At 38.6% G+C, this 16247-nt stretch carries 15 protein-coding genes; 9 read left to right on the plus strand and 6 right to left on the minus strand.

What is annotated here, in order from left to right:
- Positions 1 to 99: 99 nt before the first annotated feature.
- From F886_RS17530 to F886_RS20090, 6 genes are all read left to right on the plus strand, one after another.
- On the plus strand, positions 100 to 1125 hold the full coding sequence (locus F886_RS17530) for a ferredoxin reductase (RefSeq protein WP_005308935.1): 1026 nt from the start codon (positions 100 to 102) through the stop codon (positions 1123 to 1125).
- Positions 1126 to 1158: 33 nt separating this feature from the next.
- The gene (locus tag F886_RS17535) at positions 1159 to 2322 is read left to right on the plus strand and encodes a fatty acid desaturase family protein (protein ID WP_005308938.1); all 1164 of its coding nucleotides are present in this window, start codon (positions 1159 to 1161) and stop codon (positions 2320 to 2322) included.
- Between the two features lie 125 nt (positions 2323 to 2447).
- Positions 2448 to 3164: a ribonuclease PH gene (gene rph, locus F886_RS17540; RefSeq protein WP_004795487.1), complete on the plus strand. Its 717-nt coding sequence runs from the start codon at positions 2448 to 2450 to the stop codon at positions 3162 to 3164.
- A gap of 133 nt (positions 3165 to 3297) precedes the next feature.
- Positions 3298 to 3432, plus strand: coding sequence for a hypothetical protein (locus tag F886_RS20665; RefSeq protein ID WP_255787789.1), 135 nt, complete (start codon positions 3298 to 3300; stop codon positions 3430 to 3432).
- A 21-nt stretch (positions 3433 to 3453) separates the two neighbouring features.
- Entirely contained in the window at positions 3454 to 5622 is a 2169-nt protein-coding gene (locus F886_RS17550) for a phosphocholine-specific phospholipase C (RefSeq protein WP_005308941.1), read from the plus strand.
- A gap of 178 nt (positions 5623 to 5800) precedes the next feature.
- Complete coding sequence (locus tag F886_RS20090) at positions 5801 to 5968, plus strand: ABZJ_00068 family colistin stress protein (protein WP_005049256.1); 168 nt, start codon at positions 5801 to 5803, stop codon at positions 5966 to 5968.
- Here the strand turns inward: F886_RS20090 and nadC are convergent.
- Positions 5965 to 6810, minus strand: coding sequence for a carboxylating nicotinate-nucleotide diphosphorylase (nadC, locus tag F886_RS17555; RefSeq protein ID WP_005308944.1), 846 nt, complete (start codon positions 6808 to 6810; stop codon positions 5965 to 5967). The two genes, F886_RS20090 and nadC, sit on opposite strands and share 4 nt — an antisense overlap.
- Positions 6811 to 6981: 171 nt before the next feature.
- On the opposite strand from nadC, the gene ampD reads away from it, so the two are divergent.
- Positions 6982 to 7551, plus strand: a complete 570-nt coding sequence (gene ampD / locus F886_RS17560) for a 1,6-anhydro-N-acetylmuramyl-L-alanine amidase AmpD (RefSeq protein WP_005308946.1) — start codon at positions 6982 to 6984, stop codon at positions 7549 to 7551.
- Between the two features lie 72 nt (positions 7552 to 7623).
- Positions 7624 to 9174, plus strand: a complete 1551-nt coding sequence (gene murJ, locus F886_RS17565; protein ID WP_171067783.1) for a murein biosynthesis integral membrane protein MurJ — start codon at positions 7624 to 7626, stop codon at positions 9172 to 9174.
- 47 nt (positions 9175 to 9221) lie between these two features.
- Here murJ and F886_RS17570 read toward each other — a convergent pair whose 3' ends face one another.
- The 5 genes from F886_RS17570 to F886_RS17595 form a co-directional block, all read right to left on the minus strand.
- Positions 9222 to 9917, minus strand: a complete 696-nt coding sequence (locus F886_RS17570) for a BamJ family beta-barrel-assembly machinery protein (protein WP_005308951.1) — start codon at positions 9915 to 9917, stop codon at positions 9222 to 9224.
- Between the two features lie 50 nt (positions 9918 to 9967).
- Positions 9968 to 10693, minus strand: coding sequence for a BamJ family beta-barrel-assembly machinery protein (locus tag F886_RS17575; protein ID WP_005308954.1), 726 nt, complete (start codon positions 10691 to 10693; stop codon positions 9968 to 9970).
- Positions 10694 to 10885: 192 nt separating this feature from the next.
- Positions 10886 to 13069 (minus strand): polysaccharide biosynthesis tyrosine autokinase, encoded by a 2184-nt coding sequence (locus F886_RS17585; protein WP_005308957.1) that lies wholly within the window; start codon positions 13067 to 13069, stop codon positions 10886 to 10888.
- An 18-nt stretch (positions 13070 to 13087) separates the two neighbouring features.
- The gene (locus F886_RS17590; RefSeq protein WP_005308960.1) at positions 13088 to 13516 is read right to left on the minus strand and encodes a low molecular weight protein-tyrosine-phosphatase; all 429 of its coding nucleotides are present in this window, start codon (positions 13514 to 13516) and stop codon (positions 13088 to 13090) included.
- Between the two features lie 4 nt (positions 13517 to 13520).
- A complete protein-coding gene (locus F886_RS17595) occupies positions 13521 to 14621 on the minus strand; it encodes a polysaccharide biosynthesis/export family protein (RefSeq protein WP_005308963.1) in 1101 nt (366 codons plus the stop codon).
- A gap of 351 nt (positions 14622 to 14972) precedes the next feature.
- On the opposite strand from F886_RS17595, the gene tviB reads away from it, so the two are divergent.
- A complete protein-coding gene (gene tviB, locus F886_RS17600; protein ID WP_005308966.1) occupies positions 14973 to 16247 on the plus strand; it encodes a Vi polysaccharide biosynthesis UDP-N-acetylglucosamine C-6 dehydrogenase TviB in 1275 nt (424 codons plus the stop codon).

Raw genomic sequence — 16247 nt, forward strand, 5'->3', positions numbered from 1 at the left:
AGTGTTGACTGAGTGAACAGTTATAAATATAGTGTACATATGTTCACTATACGAACATGTGTTCACTCAAATAAATAGCCAGATACAAAAGAGGAACGTATGAACGCAACACTTAGTTATCAGCCACATTTGGTTCGAGAAGATTTCGTTGATTTTGTTTTGCAGAAAATTAACGTGACTTGGGCTTGGAAACGCGTACTTGCAGAAGTTATCGCAGTTCAGTCTCTACATACCGATATGGTGCTTATTAAGCTTAAACCGAATCGAAATTTTAAGTTCGATCAGGTACGCGCTGGGCAAAGCATTCTATTAACGCTACTTATAGATGGAGTTTACCAACAGCGTAGTTATTCAATTATTGAAGTAACTTCTCAAGGTGAAATCTCTTTAGGTATTAAAGTACAAGGCTTGGTATCTAGTGCGGCTCAACGATTACATGTTGGAGAGTGCATTGAGATTTCACAGCCTCAAGGTGATTTTACTTTGCACCAAGGCCAACAGCCTGCAATTTTAATTGCGTCAGGTAGTGGTATTACTGCAATTTATTCACTTTTGCAGCAAGCTTTGAAACAGCAGCTTGAACAGATTCATGTCATTTATTTTAATCGTGCAGAAATTTTTCATGCTGAATTAAAAGCTTTGGCAGAAAAGCATCCAGAGCTTCACTATCATTTTTTTAATACAGCCGAGCAAAAGCAGCATTTAACTGAAGACCTATTGCAAAAGTTGGTTCCTGATTACGCACAGACCGCAACGTATGTGTGTGGACACCACGGCATGATGCAACAGGCAAATGAAATTTATGCGCAGCAAAGTGCCCAGTCGCAACTTCATCAAGAGTTTTTCATGCCTGTTCAAATCGAACAGTCTAATGAAGCACAACCCATCGTATTTCGTCGTTCGCAACAAAACTTTATTGCGACGACAACATTATTAAGCAGTGCAGAGCAAGCTGGCTTACGTCCACAGCATGGTTGCCGTATGGGTGTATGCAACCAATGTACGTGTACCAAAGTCAGTGGTGTCACCCAGAATATATTAACAGGCGAAATTGACGATCAACCAAATCGTGCAATTAAGTTATGTGTGAACCAGGCATTAAGCCCAGTCACTATTGATCTATAAAAACAAGCATAAAAGAGATTTGAGGATACCATTATGAATATGGCAGTAGAAATTAAAGCAACATCAAAATCGGCACATTTAACCCCAGAGCAAACAGAAGCTTTTGGTCGCCGTATTGAAGAAATTCGTCTTGAAGTGATGAAAGATCTCGGGGAAAAAGATTCAAAATATATTTACAAAGTACGTAATTTTGTACGCTACACCGAAATTGCATCACGTGGCATGTTGATGTTTGGTGGTTGGATTCCACCAGTATGGTTGTTAGGTACGGCTATGCTGGGCGTATCTAAAATCGTTGAAAACATGGAACTTGGTCATAATGTGATGCATGGTCAGTTTGACTGGTTAAATGACCCAACACTTAACGGTGCAACCTATGACTGGGATACGGTGTGTACAGGTGAAGACTGGAAATATACCCATAACTATAAGCATCATACCTATACCAATGTGTTTGGTATGGATCATGATATTAGCGGTTATGGTGTGATGCGCATGAGCCGTGAGCAAAAGTGGGAAACCCGTTTTTTATTCAACGTGCCAATGGGTTTTGTATTGTCAACGGGTTTTGAATGGCTACTAGCTTTGCAACGTCTAGAGATGGAAAAAGTGTTGTTTGATGGCACCAAAACTTGGAAAGAAGTATATGTAGAATCTAAAAATCTACGTAAAAAAATGGTCCGTCAGTTTGGTAAAGATTATGTGCTGTTCCCACTCATTGCAGGACCAATGTTCCTGCCAGTATTGGCTGGTAACTTTTTTGCTAACTTGATCCGTAACTACTGGGCATCGACCGTGATTTATTGTGGTCATTTCACAGAAGATTCTGAAATTATCACTGACAATATTGATAATGAAACTAAAGCAGAGTGGTACTTACGTCAGATTCGTGGTTCAGCAAACTTTACTGGCGGTAAAATCATGCATTTCTTGAGTGGTAACTTGAGTCATCAAATCGAACATCATTTGTTTCCCGATGTACCTGCCAACCGCTATCAAGAGATGGCACCTAAAGTACGTGAAGTTTGTGCAGAGTTCGGTCAACAATACAATACCGCGCCCTTTGGATCTCAAATTGTGAGTGTTTATAAACGTCTGGCTGTTCACTCTTTGCCTGATAATGTGGTTGATCGTTTGGTAGAGACTAAGCGGACCTTTGTTGAAGCGGTGAAAGGCATGTTTGGCAAAGCTGCTTAATAAAGATAGAGCATTGTTTGAGTCATCAAGCGATGCTCTTTACCAATAAGTAAAAGGGAAAGTACGTGTAATTGAGATATACTACGGTGCAATTATATTTGTGCCATTGTTTTTAAGGAATCATTATGCGTATTGACCAAAGAGCATTAGACCAGTTACGTGAAGTGAAAATTACACGTAACTATACCCGTTACGCAGAAGGTTCAGTTCTGGTTGAATTTGGTCATACTAAAGTATTGTGTACTGCAAGTATCGATAATTCGGTTCCACGGTTTTTAAAAGGAAAAGGACAGGGCTGGGTCACTGCTGAATATGGCATGTTACCGCGTTCAACACATTCACGTTGTGACCGTGAAGCAGCGCGTGGTAAACAGTCAGGCCGGACACAGGAAATCCAGCGCCTAATTGGACGTAGCTTACGTGCTATGGTCGATTTGAAAAAGCTTGGTGAAAACACAATTACCATCGACTGTGATGTGATCCAAGCTGATGGTGGTACGCGTACCGCTTCAATCACTGGCGCTGCTGTAGCGTTAGTTGATGCGATGAATGTTTTGTTATCTCAAAAGAAAATTAAGCATGATCCGCTTAAAGGGTTAGTTGCTGCAATTTCTGTAGGTATGTATCAAGACGAAGTATTGCTTGATCTTTGCTATGAAGAAGATTCGAACTGTCAAACTGACTTAAACGTAGTAATGACACAAGCAGGCGAATTTATTGAAATTCAAGGCACAGCTGAAGATAAACCATTTACTCGTGCACAAAGCAATGACATGTTAGAAATGGCTGAAAAGGGAATTGCCGAGCTCATTAAAAAGCAACAAGAAGCTTTAGGTTGGTAATTTTACGCTTTCTAAAAAACGCATCTTCGGATGCGTTTTTTTATGTCTTCATCAAATCGACATAAAAACATCACGTGCCTGTCACTTTTTCACTTTATTAGTAGTTCGCATTTAAACCGTTTGGAAAAAACCAATGCGAAAACTTTCACTTCTATTAATTACGTCTTTAGCACTCATGCTCAGTGCTTGTAACGATGATAACGACTCAGATAATTCATCGCCAACAACACCGCCAACCAGTAATTGCAAAATGCACTGTGCACCATAATAAGAACTTAGGATAGAACTAATGAATCGTCGCGAATTTCTTTTAAATTCTACAAAAACCATGTTTGGAACAGCTGCTTTAGCGAGTTTCCCATTGAGTATTCAAAAAGCGCTGGCTATTGATGCCAAAGTTGAAAGTGGAACTATTCAAGATGTTAAGCACATCGTGATTTTGACTCAGGAAAACCGCTCATTCGATAATTATTTCGGAACACTAAAAGGCGTGCGTGGTTTCGGTGACCGCTTTACTATTCCAATGACAGAAAGTCGAAAGGTTTGGGAGCAATACGATGCCAAGAAAAATAAAGTACTGCCGTACCATCTCGACAGTCTTTTAGGAAATGCTCAGCGTGTTTCAGGAACTCCTCACTCATGGTCTGATGGCCAAGCAGCTTGGGACAATGGTCGCATGAGTGATTGGGTGGCTTATAAAAAACCGCAGTCGATGGGCTACTACAAAAAACAGGAAGTCGAATATCAGTTTGCTTTAGCCAATGCTTTTACGATTTGTGATGCTTACCACTGCGCGATGCATGCGGGAACTAACCCGAACCGTAAATTTATCTGGACGGGAACCAATGGCCCGACAGGCGCAGGTGTTGCAAGTGTGGTAAATGAATTTGATGGGATTGGACCATCAACAGAAGGTTATGAATGGACGACTTATCCTGAGCGCTTACAGCAGGCTGGGGTGACATGGAAAGTTTATCAAAACATGCCGGATAACTTTACAGATAACCCGCTTGCAGGCTTTAAACAATATCGCCGTGCAAATGAACAATCGGGTCAACCTGTCAGTAACGACACGCCAACATGCCCTGCATACGATGAAAAAATCGATGCGACTCAACCACTTTATAAAGGTATTGCCAATACCATGCCAGACGGTGGTTTTTTAGGAACTTTTAAAGCTGATATTGCGCAAGGTAAATTGCCGCAAGTGAGTTGGTTAGTCGCTCCTGCAACTTACAGTGAACATCCTGGACCATCTAGTCCTGTGCAGGGGGCTTGGTATATTCAGGAAGTATTAAATGCATTAACTGAAAATCCTGAGTTGTGGAGCCAAACCGTTTTATTGGTGAATTTCGATGAAAATGATGGTTTCTTCGACCATGTTCCTTCACCAAGTGCACCGTCTAAAGACGTAAACGGTGTCGTATATGGAAAAACTACATTAAGTGATCAGCAAGTATCTTATGAGTATTTTAACCATCCAGCAGTAGCGACTTCAAAATCTCAACCCGCTACAGACGGACGGGTGTATGGGCCGGGGGTACGCGTTCCTATGTATGTGATTTCACCGTGGAGCCGTGGAGGATGGGTGAATTCACAAGTTTTTGACCATACCTCTATTTTACAATTCTTAGAAAAACGTTTTGGTGTGCAAGAGCCAAATATTAGTCCATATCGCCGTGCTGTGTGTGGTGATTTAACGACAGCTTTCGATTTCAAAACACCGAATACTTTGCCTGTCGCTGAACTAGAAGGGAAGAAAACAAAAGCTGAAGCCGATGCGATTCGTGTTGCTCAAGCCTTATTGCCACAAGTTCCTGTTCCGAGTCAGCAACAATTTCCTCATCAGGAAATGGGAATTCGACCATCGCGTGCTTTACCTTATATTTTGCACACCAGTGCCAAAGTCGATGCAGCACAAAAGACTATAAAGCTGATGTTCTCAAATACGGGCAAGCAGGCAGCTGTTTTTCATGTGTATAACCGATTAGATCTTACAGTAGCTCCTCGTCGTTATATGGTTGAGGCGGGTAAACAGCTTGATGACGTATGGACTACTATAAATGGACAGTACGATTTATGGGTACTCGGTCCAAATGGTTTCCACCGCGCGTTTAAAGGTAATCTGATCCAAGCCAATCAAACTCAAGCATTACCAGAAATTAGAGTCTGTGTGGAAGAGTGTGATGCAAATTTGTATTTAAAAGTACGTCACGATGGTAATAAGTCAGTCAAGCTCACAGTCAAAGCAAATGCTTATCTTCCAAATAAGACGTGGACTATAGAAACGAATAGTTCTGAAAAAGAACTGGTTTGGGATATGTCTGAATTTGGAGGTTGGTACGACTTCACTGTTACTTTAGCTGATGATGCTACTTTCAGCCGCCGTTTTGCAGGACGTATAGAAACTCAAGAAGACTCAATTTCTGATCCGTATATGGGTTATATAGAGTCTTAGGTTCTATAAAAGTATGTGCAAGAAAAACTCTTTCTTGCACATTTTAAAAATTATTAAAAATCATAGAGATCAACAAAAAAATGAATATGACTACGTTCTGTAACAGAATCTCCTAAGCCTCGTCATATTTATCTTTTACCTTGGAACCCTGATTTTTTTAAAGTAATGGGGAAAATTTATGCTACAAGGTTTTATTGTATTACTAGCAGTAGTTACATTTGTTTTAATGGCTGCTGACCCACGTGATAGTGGGGCACAAGCGACTCAGTCAGCATGGCAAAAAACACAAGCAGCAGACATGACCAAGTCGCAAAAAAATACGAATAACGATGTGGACTTTATTTAAGCATTAAAACGCATTGATAAATCAACAGCTCTAACGTCTTTGGTCAGTACACCCATAGAAATGTAGTCAACACCAGTAGTGGCAACTTCGCGCAAGTTTTCAATGGTGATATTGCCTGATGCTTCGAGTTTACAACGGCCTGCAACATGTTTTACAGCATCAATCATTTGCTGTTGACTGAAGTTGTCGAGCATAACAATGTCTGCACCAGCTTCAAGCGCTTGATTTAGCTCATCCCAAGTTTCAACTTCAACTTCAACAGGTTTACCCAGTGCAATTTGATGTGCTTTTGCAATTGCTTGAGCAATTCCGCCCGCTGCCATAATATGATTTTCTTTAATTAAGAATGCATCAAATAAACCAAGACGATGGTTCTGTCCGCCACCAATAGCCACAGCATATTTCTGTGCAATACGTAAGCCTGGTAAGGTTTTACGCGTATCGAGAAGTTTTGTATTTAAACCTTCAAGATGTTGAACATATTCAGCAGTTTTTGTTGCAACAGCAGATAAAGTTTGAATAAAGTTTAAAGCAGGGCGCTCTACAGTAAGTAAGCTACGTGCAGAGCCTGCAAGTTTTAAAAAGGCTTCATTTGCGGCAACACGGTCACCTTCTTGTTTTAACCAAGTTACCTGTACAGTATTGTCATAAGCTGAGATGAGTGCATTTACCCAAGGCTGGCCAGCTAAAACCATATCTTCACGGCTAATAATGGTCGCGGTTGCCTGCTCATCTTCAGGTGTGAGCATCGCGGTAATGTCACCGTCCCCAATATCTTCTTGTAATGCTTGTTGAATATTGATTTGAATTGATTGTTCAAGCAAAGACTGAGGTATGCTCATACGGTTTCCATTTTGTAGATGACCCTAAAACTTGCGATATATTAGCACCGTCGACTTTAAAAATAAGCTGTTTTATGAGATTAATCGCGATAAACAATCGCATTTACTGCTTTGAAAAGTAGATAACTGCTTTAAACTAAAATAATTGGCAAGCAATTTATTGGCATCTCAATGAAGCAAATCACACCGTATGAAGTTATAGATGGACAATTAAAAGGGGCGAGACAAATCCCTTCTCCAAATTTTAACCAGCGGCCGACTGGTACCGAAATTCAAATGATCGTCGTTCATAATATTAGCTTACCACCGTCTCAATTCGGAGGTGGATATATTGAGCAGTTTTTTCAAAATAAATTAGATTGGTCAGTGCATCCTTATTTTCAGACCATTGAAGGCATGCAAGTTTCTACACATCTGTTAATTTTACGAACAGGTGAAGTCCTACAGTTTGTTAATTTTAATGATCGGGCATGGCATGCAGGACGTTCGAGCTATTTAGCCAAAGTAGAATGCAATGAGTATTCAATTGGGATAGAGCTTGAAGGAAGTGATGATTTACCTTTTGACGAAGTACAATACGAAGTATTAACCGATGTGGTTAACGCTATTCGTCAGGCTTATCCCGAAATTAAAAACCATATAGCAGGGCATTCAGACATTGCACCCGGCCGAAAAACTGATCCGGGACCTTATTTTAAATGGCAGCACTTTAGACAACTGTTAGTTCAGAAAAAAAGTTGAGTTCATTCATCATTTCACAACGAAAAGATTTTCTAGTTTCATTACAATAGCGTCTTTCGAATATAGCTGTAGGTGAGTACGATGGCATTGTGGCGATCGACTTTTATTGTCAGTGCAATGACGATGTTGTCACGAGTGTTAGGGCTCGTGCGTGATGTTGTATTGCTCAACGTGTTTGGTGCGGGTAAAGATTTTGATACCTTCGTCGTCGCTTTTCGTATTCCCAACTTCTTTCGACGATTGTTTGCCGAAGGTGCCTTTTCCCAAGCCTTTATTCCAGTATTAACTGAATATAAAACAGGTCGAGCACACGCTGAAGTACAGATCTTGATTAGTCGAGTATTTGGTTGCTTGCTAACAGTGATGACTTTACTGACTTTTGTGGCTATGGTTTTAGCACCTGCGATCATTTATATGTACGCACCGGGTTTCCATAGCGATCCTGAAAAGTTCGATTTAGCAGTCAGCATGTTCCGCCTGACCATCCCTTATTTATTATTTATGTCACTAACTGCTTTTGCTAGCAGTATTTTAAATAGTTATGGTTCGTTTGCTTCACCAGCTTTTTCACCCGTTTTACTAAATGTCACGATGATCGCAGGTGCATGGTGGCTTACGCCGTATATGGCTGAACCCATCAAAGCCTTAGGTTGGTCAGTGGTCGTGGCAGGGATATTACAGTTAGCTATACAAATTCCTGAATTGTGGCGTAAAAACCTACTGATTCCACCTAAAGTTGATTTTAAACATGAAGGTGTAGAACGTATTTTAAAATTAATGCTTCCAGCATTGTTTGGAGTATCTGTTACCCAGATTAACCTGTTATTAAATACGATTTGGGCCTCTTTCATGCAAGATGGTTCAGTGTCTTGGCTCTATAGTGCAGAGCGTATGACTGAGTTGCCGTTAGGTTTAATTGGTGTTGCGATTGGTACAGTGATTTTACCTTCACTTTCTGCCCGTCATGCAGAACAAGATCAAGCAAAGTTCCGCGGTATGATCGACTGGGCTGCAAAAATTATTGTATTAGTTGGCTTACCAGCAAGTATTGCTTTATTTATGCTTTCTACACCGATTATTCAGGCATTATTCCAGCGTGGCGAGTTTGACCTGCGTGATACACAAATGACAGCTCTGGCACTGCAATGTATGAGTGCAGGCGTGATTGCGTTTATGCTGATTAAAGTCTTTGCACCTGGTTTTTATGCACAGCAAGATACCAAAACACCAGTACGTGTCGGTTTAATGTCGGTCGCAGCCAATGCTATTTTAAACGTTGTATTTATTGGTTTCTTTAAGCTAATTGATTGGCATGCAGAGCATATGGCACTTGCCTTGGCATCTTCAGGTTCGGCGTTGGTAAATGCGGGTCTACTCTACTTCTATTTACATAAACGTAATATTTTCCGATTTGATTCGCATTGGAAAAAATTAGGGCTTCAATATGGTTTGGCGAACCTTGCCATGATTGCAGCACTTTGGTTTGCATTAAATTGGTATAACGGCGAGCTTTCACAGTGGTTGCGTATTGCCGAAGTAGTGGGATTGTGTGTCGTCGGCGTAGTTGCTTATCTGGTCGTTTTAATCATTACTGGTTTTCGTCCTAGAGACTTAAAACACTAAAATAAAAAAGCGATCTTAAATGATCGCTTTTTTTATATCTAATGAATTTATTTTGGTAAAACTTGTAGTAATTCAATATCAAAAATTAAAGTACTATTTGGACCAATCGTGTCACCAGCACCGACTTCACCATAAGCAAGATTGGCAGGAATAAAGAAACGGGTTTTTCCGCCTTCTTTCATGGTTTGTAGACCTTCTGTCCAACCTGCAATGACTTGGCTGAGCTGAAACTCAACTGGATGATTACGAGCAATAGAACTATCAAATACGGTTCCATCTAGTAAACGACCTTCATAATTCACTTTAACGCGAGAGGTAGCTTTCGGTTTTTGTCCATTACCTTCTTTTAATACTTGGTATTGGAGACCAGATTTAGTCGTTATCACACCAGATTTTTTTGCATTGTCAGCAAGAAATGCCGCGCCTGCTTGAGCGTTTAGTTGACCTGTTTTTTGAAATTCGACGAGTTGTTTGGCTTCTAATGTTTTCTTATAGTCATTAATCGCTTTCGCCATTTCTTCATCAGTTAAGCGTGCTGTTTTACTTTGAGCGCCTTCTTGGAGACCTTGGTAAAAAATATCAAGATTCAGATCTGTTAGCGCATCCGTATTATTACGACCCATTAAATAGCCATAACTATAACTAAATTGTTCTTTTGCTGGACTTTTATTCGTTATAGGAGTTGCAGCAAAAACAGATAAACTCATTGTTGATGCTGCAATCATTAAACCAATTTTTTTCATGCCGTTTTCCAAAAAAAAAGGAGAGTAGTGTTCTACTCTCCTGAATGTTTTTATTTCACTGAAATAAGTTCTACATCAAAAATCAGTGTACTGTTTGCTGGAATGCCAGGAACTTCCTGAGGACCATAGGCAAGATTTGATGGAATGAAGAAAGTCGCTTTACCGCCTTCTTTCATTAATTGAAGTCCCTCAGTCCAGCCTGGAATAACTTGATTAAGAGGGAACTCAACTGGCTCACCGCGTTTATAAGAACTATCAAAAACCTGACCGTTAATTAAACGACCTTCATAATGTACTTTAACAACTGACTGAGCTGTTGGCTGTTTGCCAGTACCTTCTTTAGTAATGATATATTGCAAGCCAGAAGCTGTTGTTTTTACGCCAGCTTTTGATTTATTTTCTGCAAGGAATTGCACATCTGCAGATTCAGGAGTAGCACCAGCAGCTTGCTCCGGTTTATTTTGCTGTTGCATTTTTTGCTGTAATTCTTTTTCATAAGCTGTTACAGCAGCTTTTAACTCTTCTTGAGTATAAGCGCTTGGTTGCTTGCTACGAGCATCATGAATCCCTTTCACAAATGCTTTTGTATCTAGCTCAGGTGGAGTTTGCTGAGCAACTTCATATCCAAGAACATAACTGATTTTTTCAATTGGAGAGGCATTTTTATTTGCCTTGCTTCCGACTTCTGTGGTCGGATGTTGGCTTGCATAATATACTGGTACAAGTGCAGCACCGCCTAAAACTACAGCGACAGCAATGGGTAAGGCTTTACTCATAAAAGGTTCCAAAAATAATCATTTGAGTCTAAAAGGCTGCTTTTGATCTTAGCATGCTTAAGCATAGAATGTTTAAGAAAAAAAACGAGTGGTTTTTTATATATTTTAGTTAGTTTTAGTAGGGATATACTTAAAAAAATCTTAAATAAAAAAAACCGGATCATTTGATCCGGTTCTCTTATCACTTTACGATTAATCTTCTTTTTGTGCTTTATAAGCATAGGCATAGTTATAACCATAACCGTAGCCTGCGCTAGCACGTTGAATGTCATTGAGAATAAAGCCATTGACTTTAACACCCGCTTGTTCAAAGCGATTAAGTGTTAATTCAAGTTCTTTCATTTGTGATTTAGCATAACGGGCAACAATTAAGTTCACACCAGTATATTGCGAAATAATAATACCATCAGTTACTGCCAACACTGGCGGAGTATCAATAATGATATGGTCATATTGGCTTTGTAGCTGTTCAAGTAATTCTTTAAATTGGTTTGAGCTTAAAATCTCTGAAGGATTAGTTGGGCTCTTACCACGCGTAATCACATCAAGATTAGCAACTTGAGTTTTGTGCAATACTTTTTGTAGATCAGCTTGTCCACTCAATAATTCAGAAAGACCTGGCTTCACATCGACATCAAAGTATTTATGCATATAACCACGACGCATATCGGCATCAATCAGTAATACACGTTTATCTCCTTGCGCAAAAATGGTTGCAAGGTTAGTCGAAATAAATGATTTACCTACTTCTGGTGAGGGACCTGCGATCATAATGATGTTATTTTTCGCATTCGCTAATGCAAAGTGAATCGCAGTACGGATACTACGTAAGCTCTCAATTGCAATATCATCACTATTTTTAACAGCAAGAATAGGAATACTCTTCTTCTTCTTTAAAATTTTGATGCGACTTTCTTGAATTGGAGAGCGTGGAACTGTTGCATAAACTGGTAAATCCAGTTCATTTTCAATTTGTCCAGAATCTTTAATTCCTGTACGTAACATATTACGTAGTAATGCGATTGCAGTGCCAACAAAACCACCAGCAAAAATAGCTAAAATTAAAACAATTAGTTTTCTTGGTTTAATTGGCTCGACAGGCTCAATTGCCGTATCAACAATACGTACATTCCCAATTTCACCCGCTTTGGCAATACGAAGTTGTTGATAAGAGTTTAATAGGGCTGTGTAGAGTTGAGTTTTTACTTCTACTTCACGATATAATTGCAAATATTGGCGTTGTACATCTGGAAGCTGTTTTAAGGTGCTATTTAACTCACCAATTTGTTTATTAATGGCTGCGAGTTGTCCATTAATTTCACGCATCGCAGGGTGTTCAGCAGTATATTTTGCTGCCATTTCGGCTTGCTTTTGTTCAAACTCTGCTTTCTTTGTTTCTAAAGTAATACTTTGAGTTAAATATAATTCTGACTCTTTTGTCACGTCAACAGTATTATATTGTTGACGGAATTTGTTAAATTGGCGTTCTGCATCATCTAATTGTTTTTTAAGATCTGGCAATTGTTCATCTAAGAACTTCAAAGTCTGAGCAGATTCAGCCGAACGACGTTCAATATTTTGTGCGCTATAAGTTGCCAAAATAGCATTTAAAACTTTGGTGATATGCTCTTTGTCTTGCCCTTGATAATTTAAGCCTAAAATACCTGTGAGCTTACCACGCTCGGCAACGGAAAAATTAGCACTAATTGCATCTACAGCTGCGGGTATTGATTGAATCTTAATATTATATGTTTCTTTGAACTGATCTTTGGTAAAGATACCAACTTTCCAAAGTCCATGTGGTCCTGTGACTTCGTTTAATTGATTAAGAGGGATAGTTAATATCACTTCTTCGGTTTTTGGATCAGTTAAACGCACCGATTGTTTATCAAAATTAAGAAGTAAATTTTTGTCTAAATAGAATGCAGGTACTTCAAATTGGCGAATTTCAAAATTTTTTAAGTCTTCTTTGAATAGAACTAAATTTTTAGTGTATTCAGTTTTATATTCAGTATCACTTAATAGGCGATGAGTAAGCGTATTTTCAGTGCTCGAAACTTGTATATTAAGATGTAACTCTTTAATGATTGAGCCTAGAACTAAACGAGACTTTAAAATTTCTATTTCTGCTTGAGCTGGTGATTTTTGCTCAATCATATTCGACAAGTCACCTAAAAGCGCAGCAGAGGCGCCTTTACTGTCTTCAACTTGAACCAAAGCGTCAACCGAATAAGTATCGGGTGTTACACGTAAATAGAGTAGAGCACATACAAGGCTTAAAATAATGCAAAGCGCTATCAGTTTCCACTGAGCAATCAGTGAAAAAAATAATTCTTTTAAATCAATTGAATCTTCGGTGTTGGTAGTTTGGTTCATAAGCTTAAAATCTTGGCGTTAAATATAAGGTTTCCAGTCAGCAATACATTGTTGAATGAGTTGGCAGGTTTCATCAAAAACAGCTTGATCGTGTTGATAGGGATCAGGCACATTTCTGTTTTGCCAATGCCCTAAGCGATAGGTTTTACCTTTTGCAAAGGGCCAGGTTTGCTCAATATGCTTTTGCTGGTTGACACTCATGACCAAAATAAGGTCAGCTTTTTTAATATGTTCAACACTTAACTTTCTTGCAATATGAGAATGCATGTCGATACCTAGACGCTGCATGCAAAGTTGTGCTTTATTGTCTGCTTGATGCCCGATAAGTCCAGAAATACCCGCAGACTCAATATTTAACTGGGGGTATTGCTGTTTTAAGAAATATTCTGCCATAGGGCTACGGCAGATATTTCCAATACAGACCACCAAGATATTCTTAAATTGCATAATATTATTGTCCCAAACGGTCTATGTTATATAACGCATTTGAGAATGGAATAATTTGGTTAACCACACGTTGCCAACGCGTCAAGCCAGTAGCATCAACATAGACAATATCATTACTGCGCAGTTTAAATTGATTAGCTAAGCCGAAATCACCGATGCTTATTAGATTTAAATGATAAATTTCTGTTGTGTGATCATTTGGATTGGTCCGTACTACATAAATACGGCTTGCGCTTGCAGAGTTTGGATTTATCCCCAAACTTTCACCCAAAGCATCCGTTAAAGTCATACCTTGATCTCGCATAGGTAAAGCTTGGTTCTTGCCTGACTCACCCATCACATAAATTTTCTGGTTTTCACGTGTGCTTACATAAATCGTATCATTTGGTTGAACTAGTAGTTTATGTAAGGAATATCCAGCCTTTTCTAAATCGATTGTATTTAGGTTGTAAGTGTGACCATTTCGAATAAGTTGAATATAGGTATTATCCCCTTTATCAGTCACGCCACCAGCAAGACCTAGAGCCGCATATACACTCACGGGCTGATCACTTAAATAAAATTGTCCACCTTTAGTCACACTACCTTGTACTGAGAAGCGTTGGCCTTCGTAAGAAAGTACTCGTACAATCACATCGGGATTTTTTAAAAAGCGCGCTAATTGATTATGTAACTCACGGTTCACTTGAGAAAGAGTTTTACCAGCTGCTTTATAACGCCCAACTAGCGGAAATTGGATATAACCAGTTTGGTCAATTGGATAACCACTTGCTTGGATAGACTCTTGATTAGTAATATTACTAATTGGTGGTGTAATTTCAGGATAGGCCCAAAGCTGAATAGATAGAACATCTCCAGAGCTTAAGCGATATAAGGACTGTTGGTTCTTGAATAAGCTTTTATAATCGCGTTGATAATCAATTTGAGCTGGTTGTATTGCTGGTAATGTTTCTTGAGAAATTTTAACAACATTAACCGTGGTTCCAAGATCAGTTCTATAAACGCCTTCATTTGGAATATCGTAAGTTTGTAAACCCGAAGTGACTGCACAGCTGGCGGCACTCAAACTTAAGGCAAGAACAGAAAAAAACTGGCAATACTTCACACGCAACCCTTTGTGTATTTATCTTTAATTGATATTGTCCACTGCATAGTAACAAGTGTCTATTAAACGCAGGATGAACAGATTCTAGCTGAAAAGAAATGAAAAAACATCGAAAAATCGTAGAGCTTTGTATGTTTAATTTAAATGAGATATATAAAGTTAACAATAATTTTTGAAAAAGCTGTTCGGTTTACAGTCCTATTTAAGCGATGCTTAAATAGGACTGTAAACACTTTTATACAATTGAAGTGCGGAGACGAAAAAAAAACTGTTATAGTTAGGCCCGACGATATCCAGTCAACATGTATCATTATCTAAATATACAATTTGTAAGGAATAAGGCTAATTTTTATGCAACTTGCCGAGTTAAGAATAGCAATTATTGGTTTAGGGTATGTAGGCTTGCCATTGGCAGTTGAGTTTGGTAAAAAAGTGCCAGTTATGGGTTTTGATATTTATCAAAAACGTATAAGTGAATTAAAAAATGGTCAAGATCATACATTAGAGGTTTCACCAGAAGAATTAAAACAAGCAGCTCAATTACGTTATACTGCAAGCTTAGAAGATTTAAAGGATTGTAACTTTTTTATAGTAACTGTCCCAACTCCAATTGATGACTATAAGCAACCAGATTTAACACCTCTAGTTAAAGCCTCTACTAGTATTGGTAAAGTTCTGAAAAAAAATGATATTGTTGTATATGAATCTACAGTTTACCCAGGTGCTACAGAAGAGGTTTGTATTCCAGTACTCGAAGAAATTTCAGGTTTAACTTTTAATAAGGATTTTTTCGCTGGTTATAGCCCAGAACGTATTAATCCAGGTGATAAACTTCATCGTGTTACTAATATTTTAAAAATTACCTCAGGCTCGACTTCTGAAGTGGCTGATTATATTGATGAAGTTTACAATTTAATTATTGAAGCAGGAACACATAAAGCACCTAGCATAAAAGTTGCTGAAGCTGCAAAAGTCATTGAAAATACTCAACGTGATGTCAATATTGCTTTAATTAACGAATTAGCACTTATTTTTAATAAACTTGATATTGATACAGAAGAAGTACTTAAAGCTGCTGGTACAAAATGGAACTTCTTACCATTTCGTCCAGGCTTAGTAGGTGGGCATTGTATCGGAGTTGACCCATACTATTTAACTCATAAAGCGCAAGCAATTGGATATCATCCAGAAATTATTTTAGCAGGGCGCCGATTAAATGATTCAATGGGAGCTTATGTTGTTACTCAACTTGTAAAAGGAATGATAAAAAAGAAAATCCAAGTTGAGGGATCTAAAGTTCTAGTATTAGGTCTAAGCTTTAAAGAAAATTGCCCCGATATTCGCAATACGAAAGTTATCGATATTGTAAAAGAATTACAAGAATATCATATGGATGTTGATATATATGATCCTTGGATTGATAGTGAGGAAACTCAACACGAATATGGTATTACTCCGGTTAACCAGCCTACAGCAGGTCAATATGATGCTGTAATATTAGCAGTAGCTCATAATGAATTTAAAGAAATGGGTATTGAGGCAATTCGATCTTTAGGTAAAGCATCACATGTTCTTTATGATCTGAAATATGTATTTTCTAGTTCAGAAACAGATATTAGATTGTGA

The organism is Acinetobacter sp. NIPH 542 (assembly GCF_000369825.1).
Taxonomy (GTDB): Bacteria; Pseudomonadota; Gammaproteobacteria; order Pseudomonadales; family Moraxellaceae; genus Acinetobacter; species Acinetobacter oleivorans.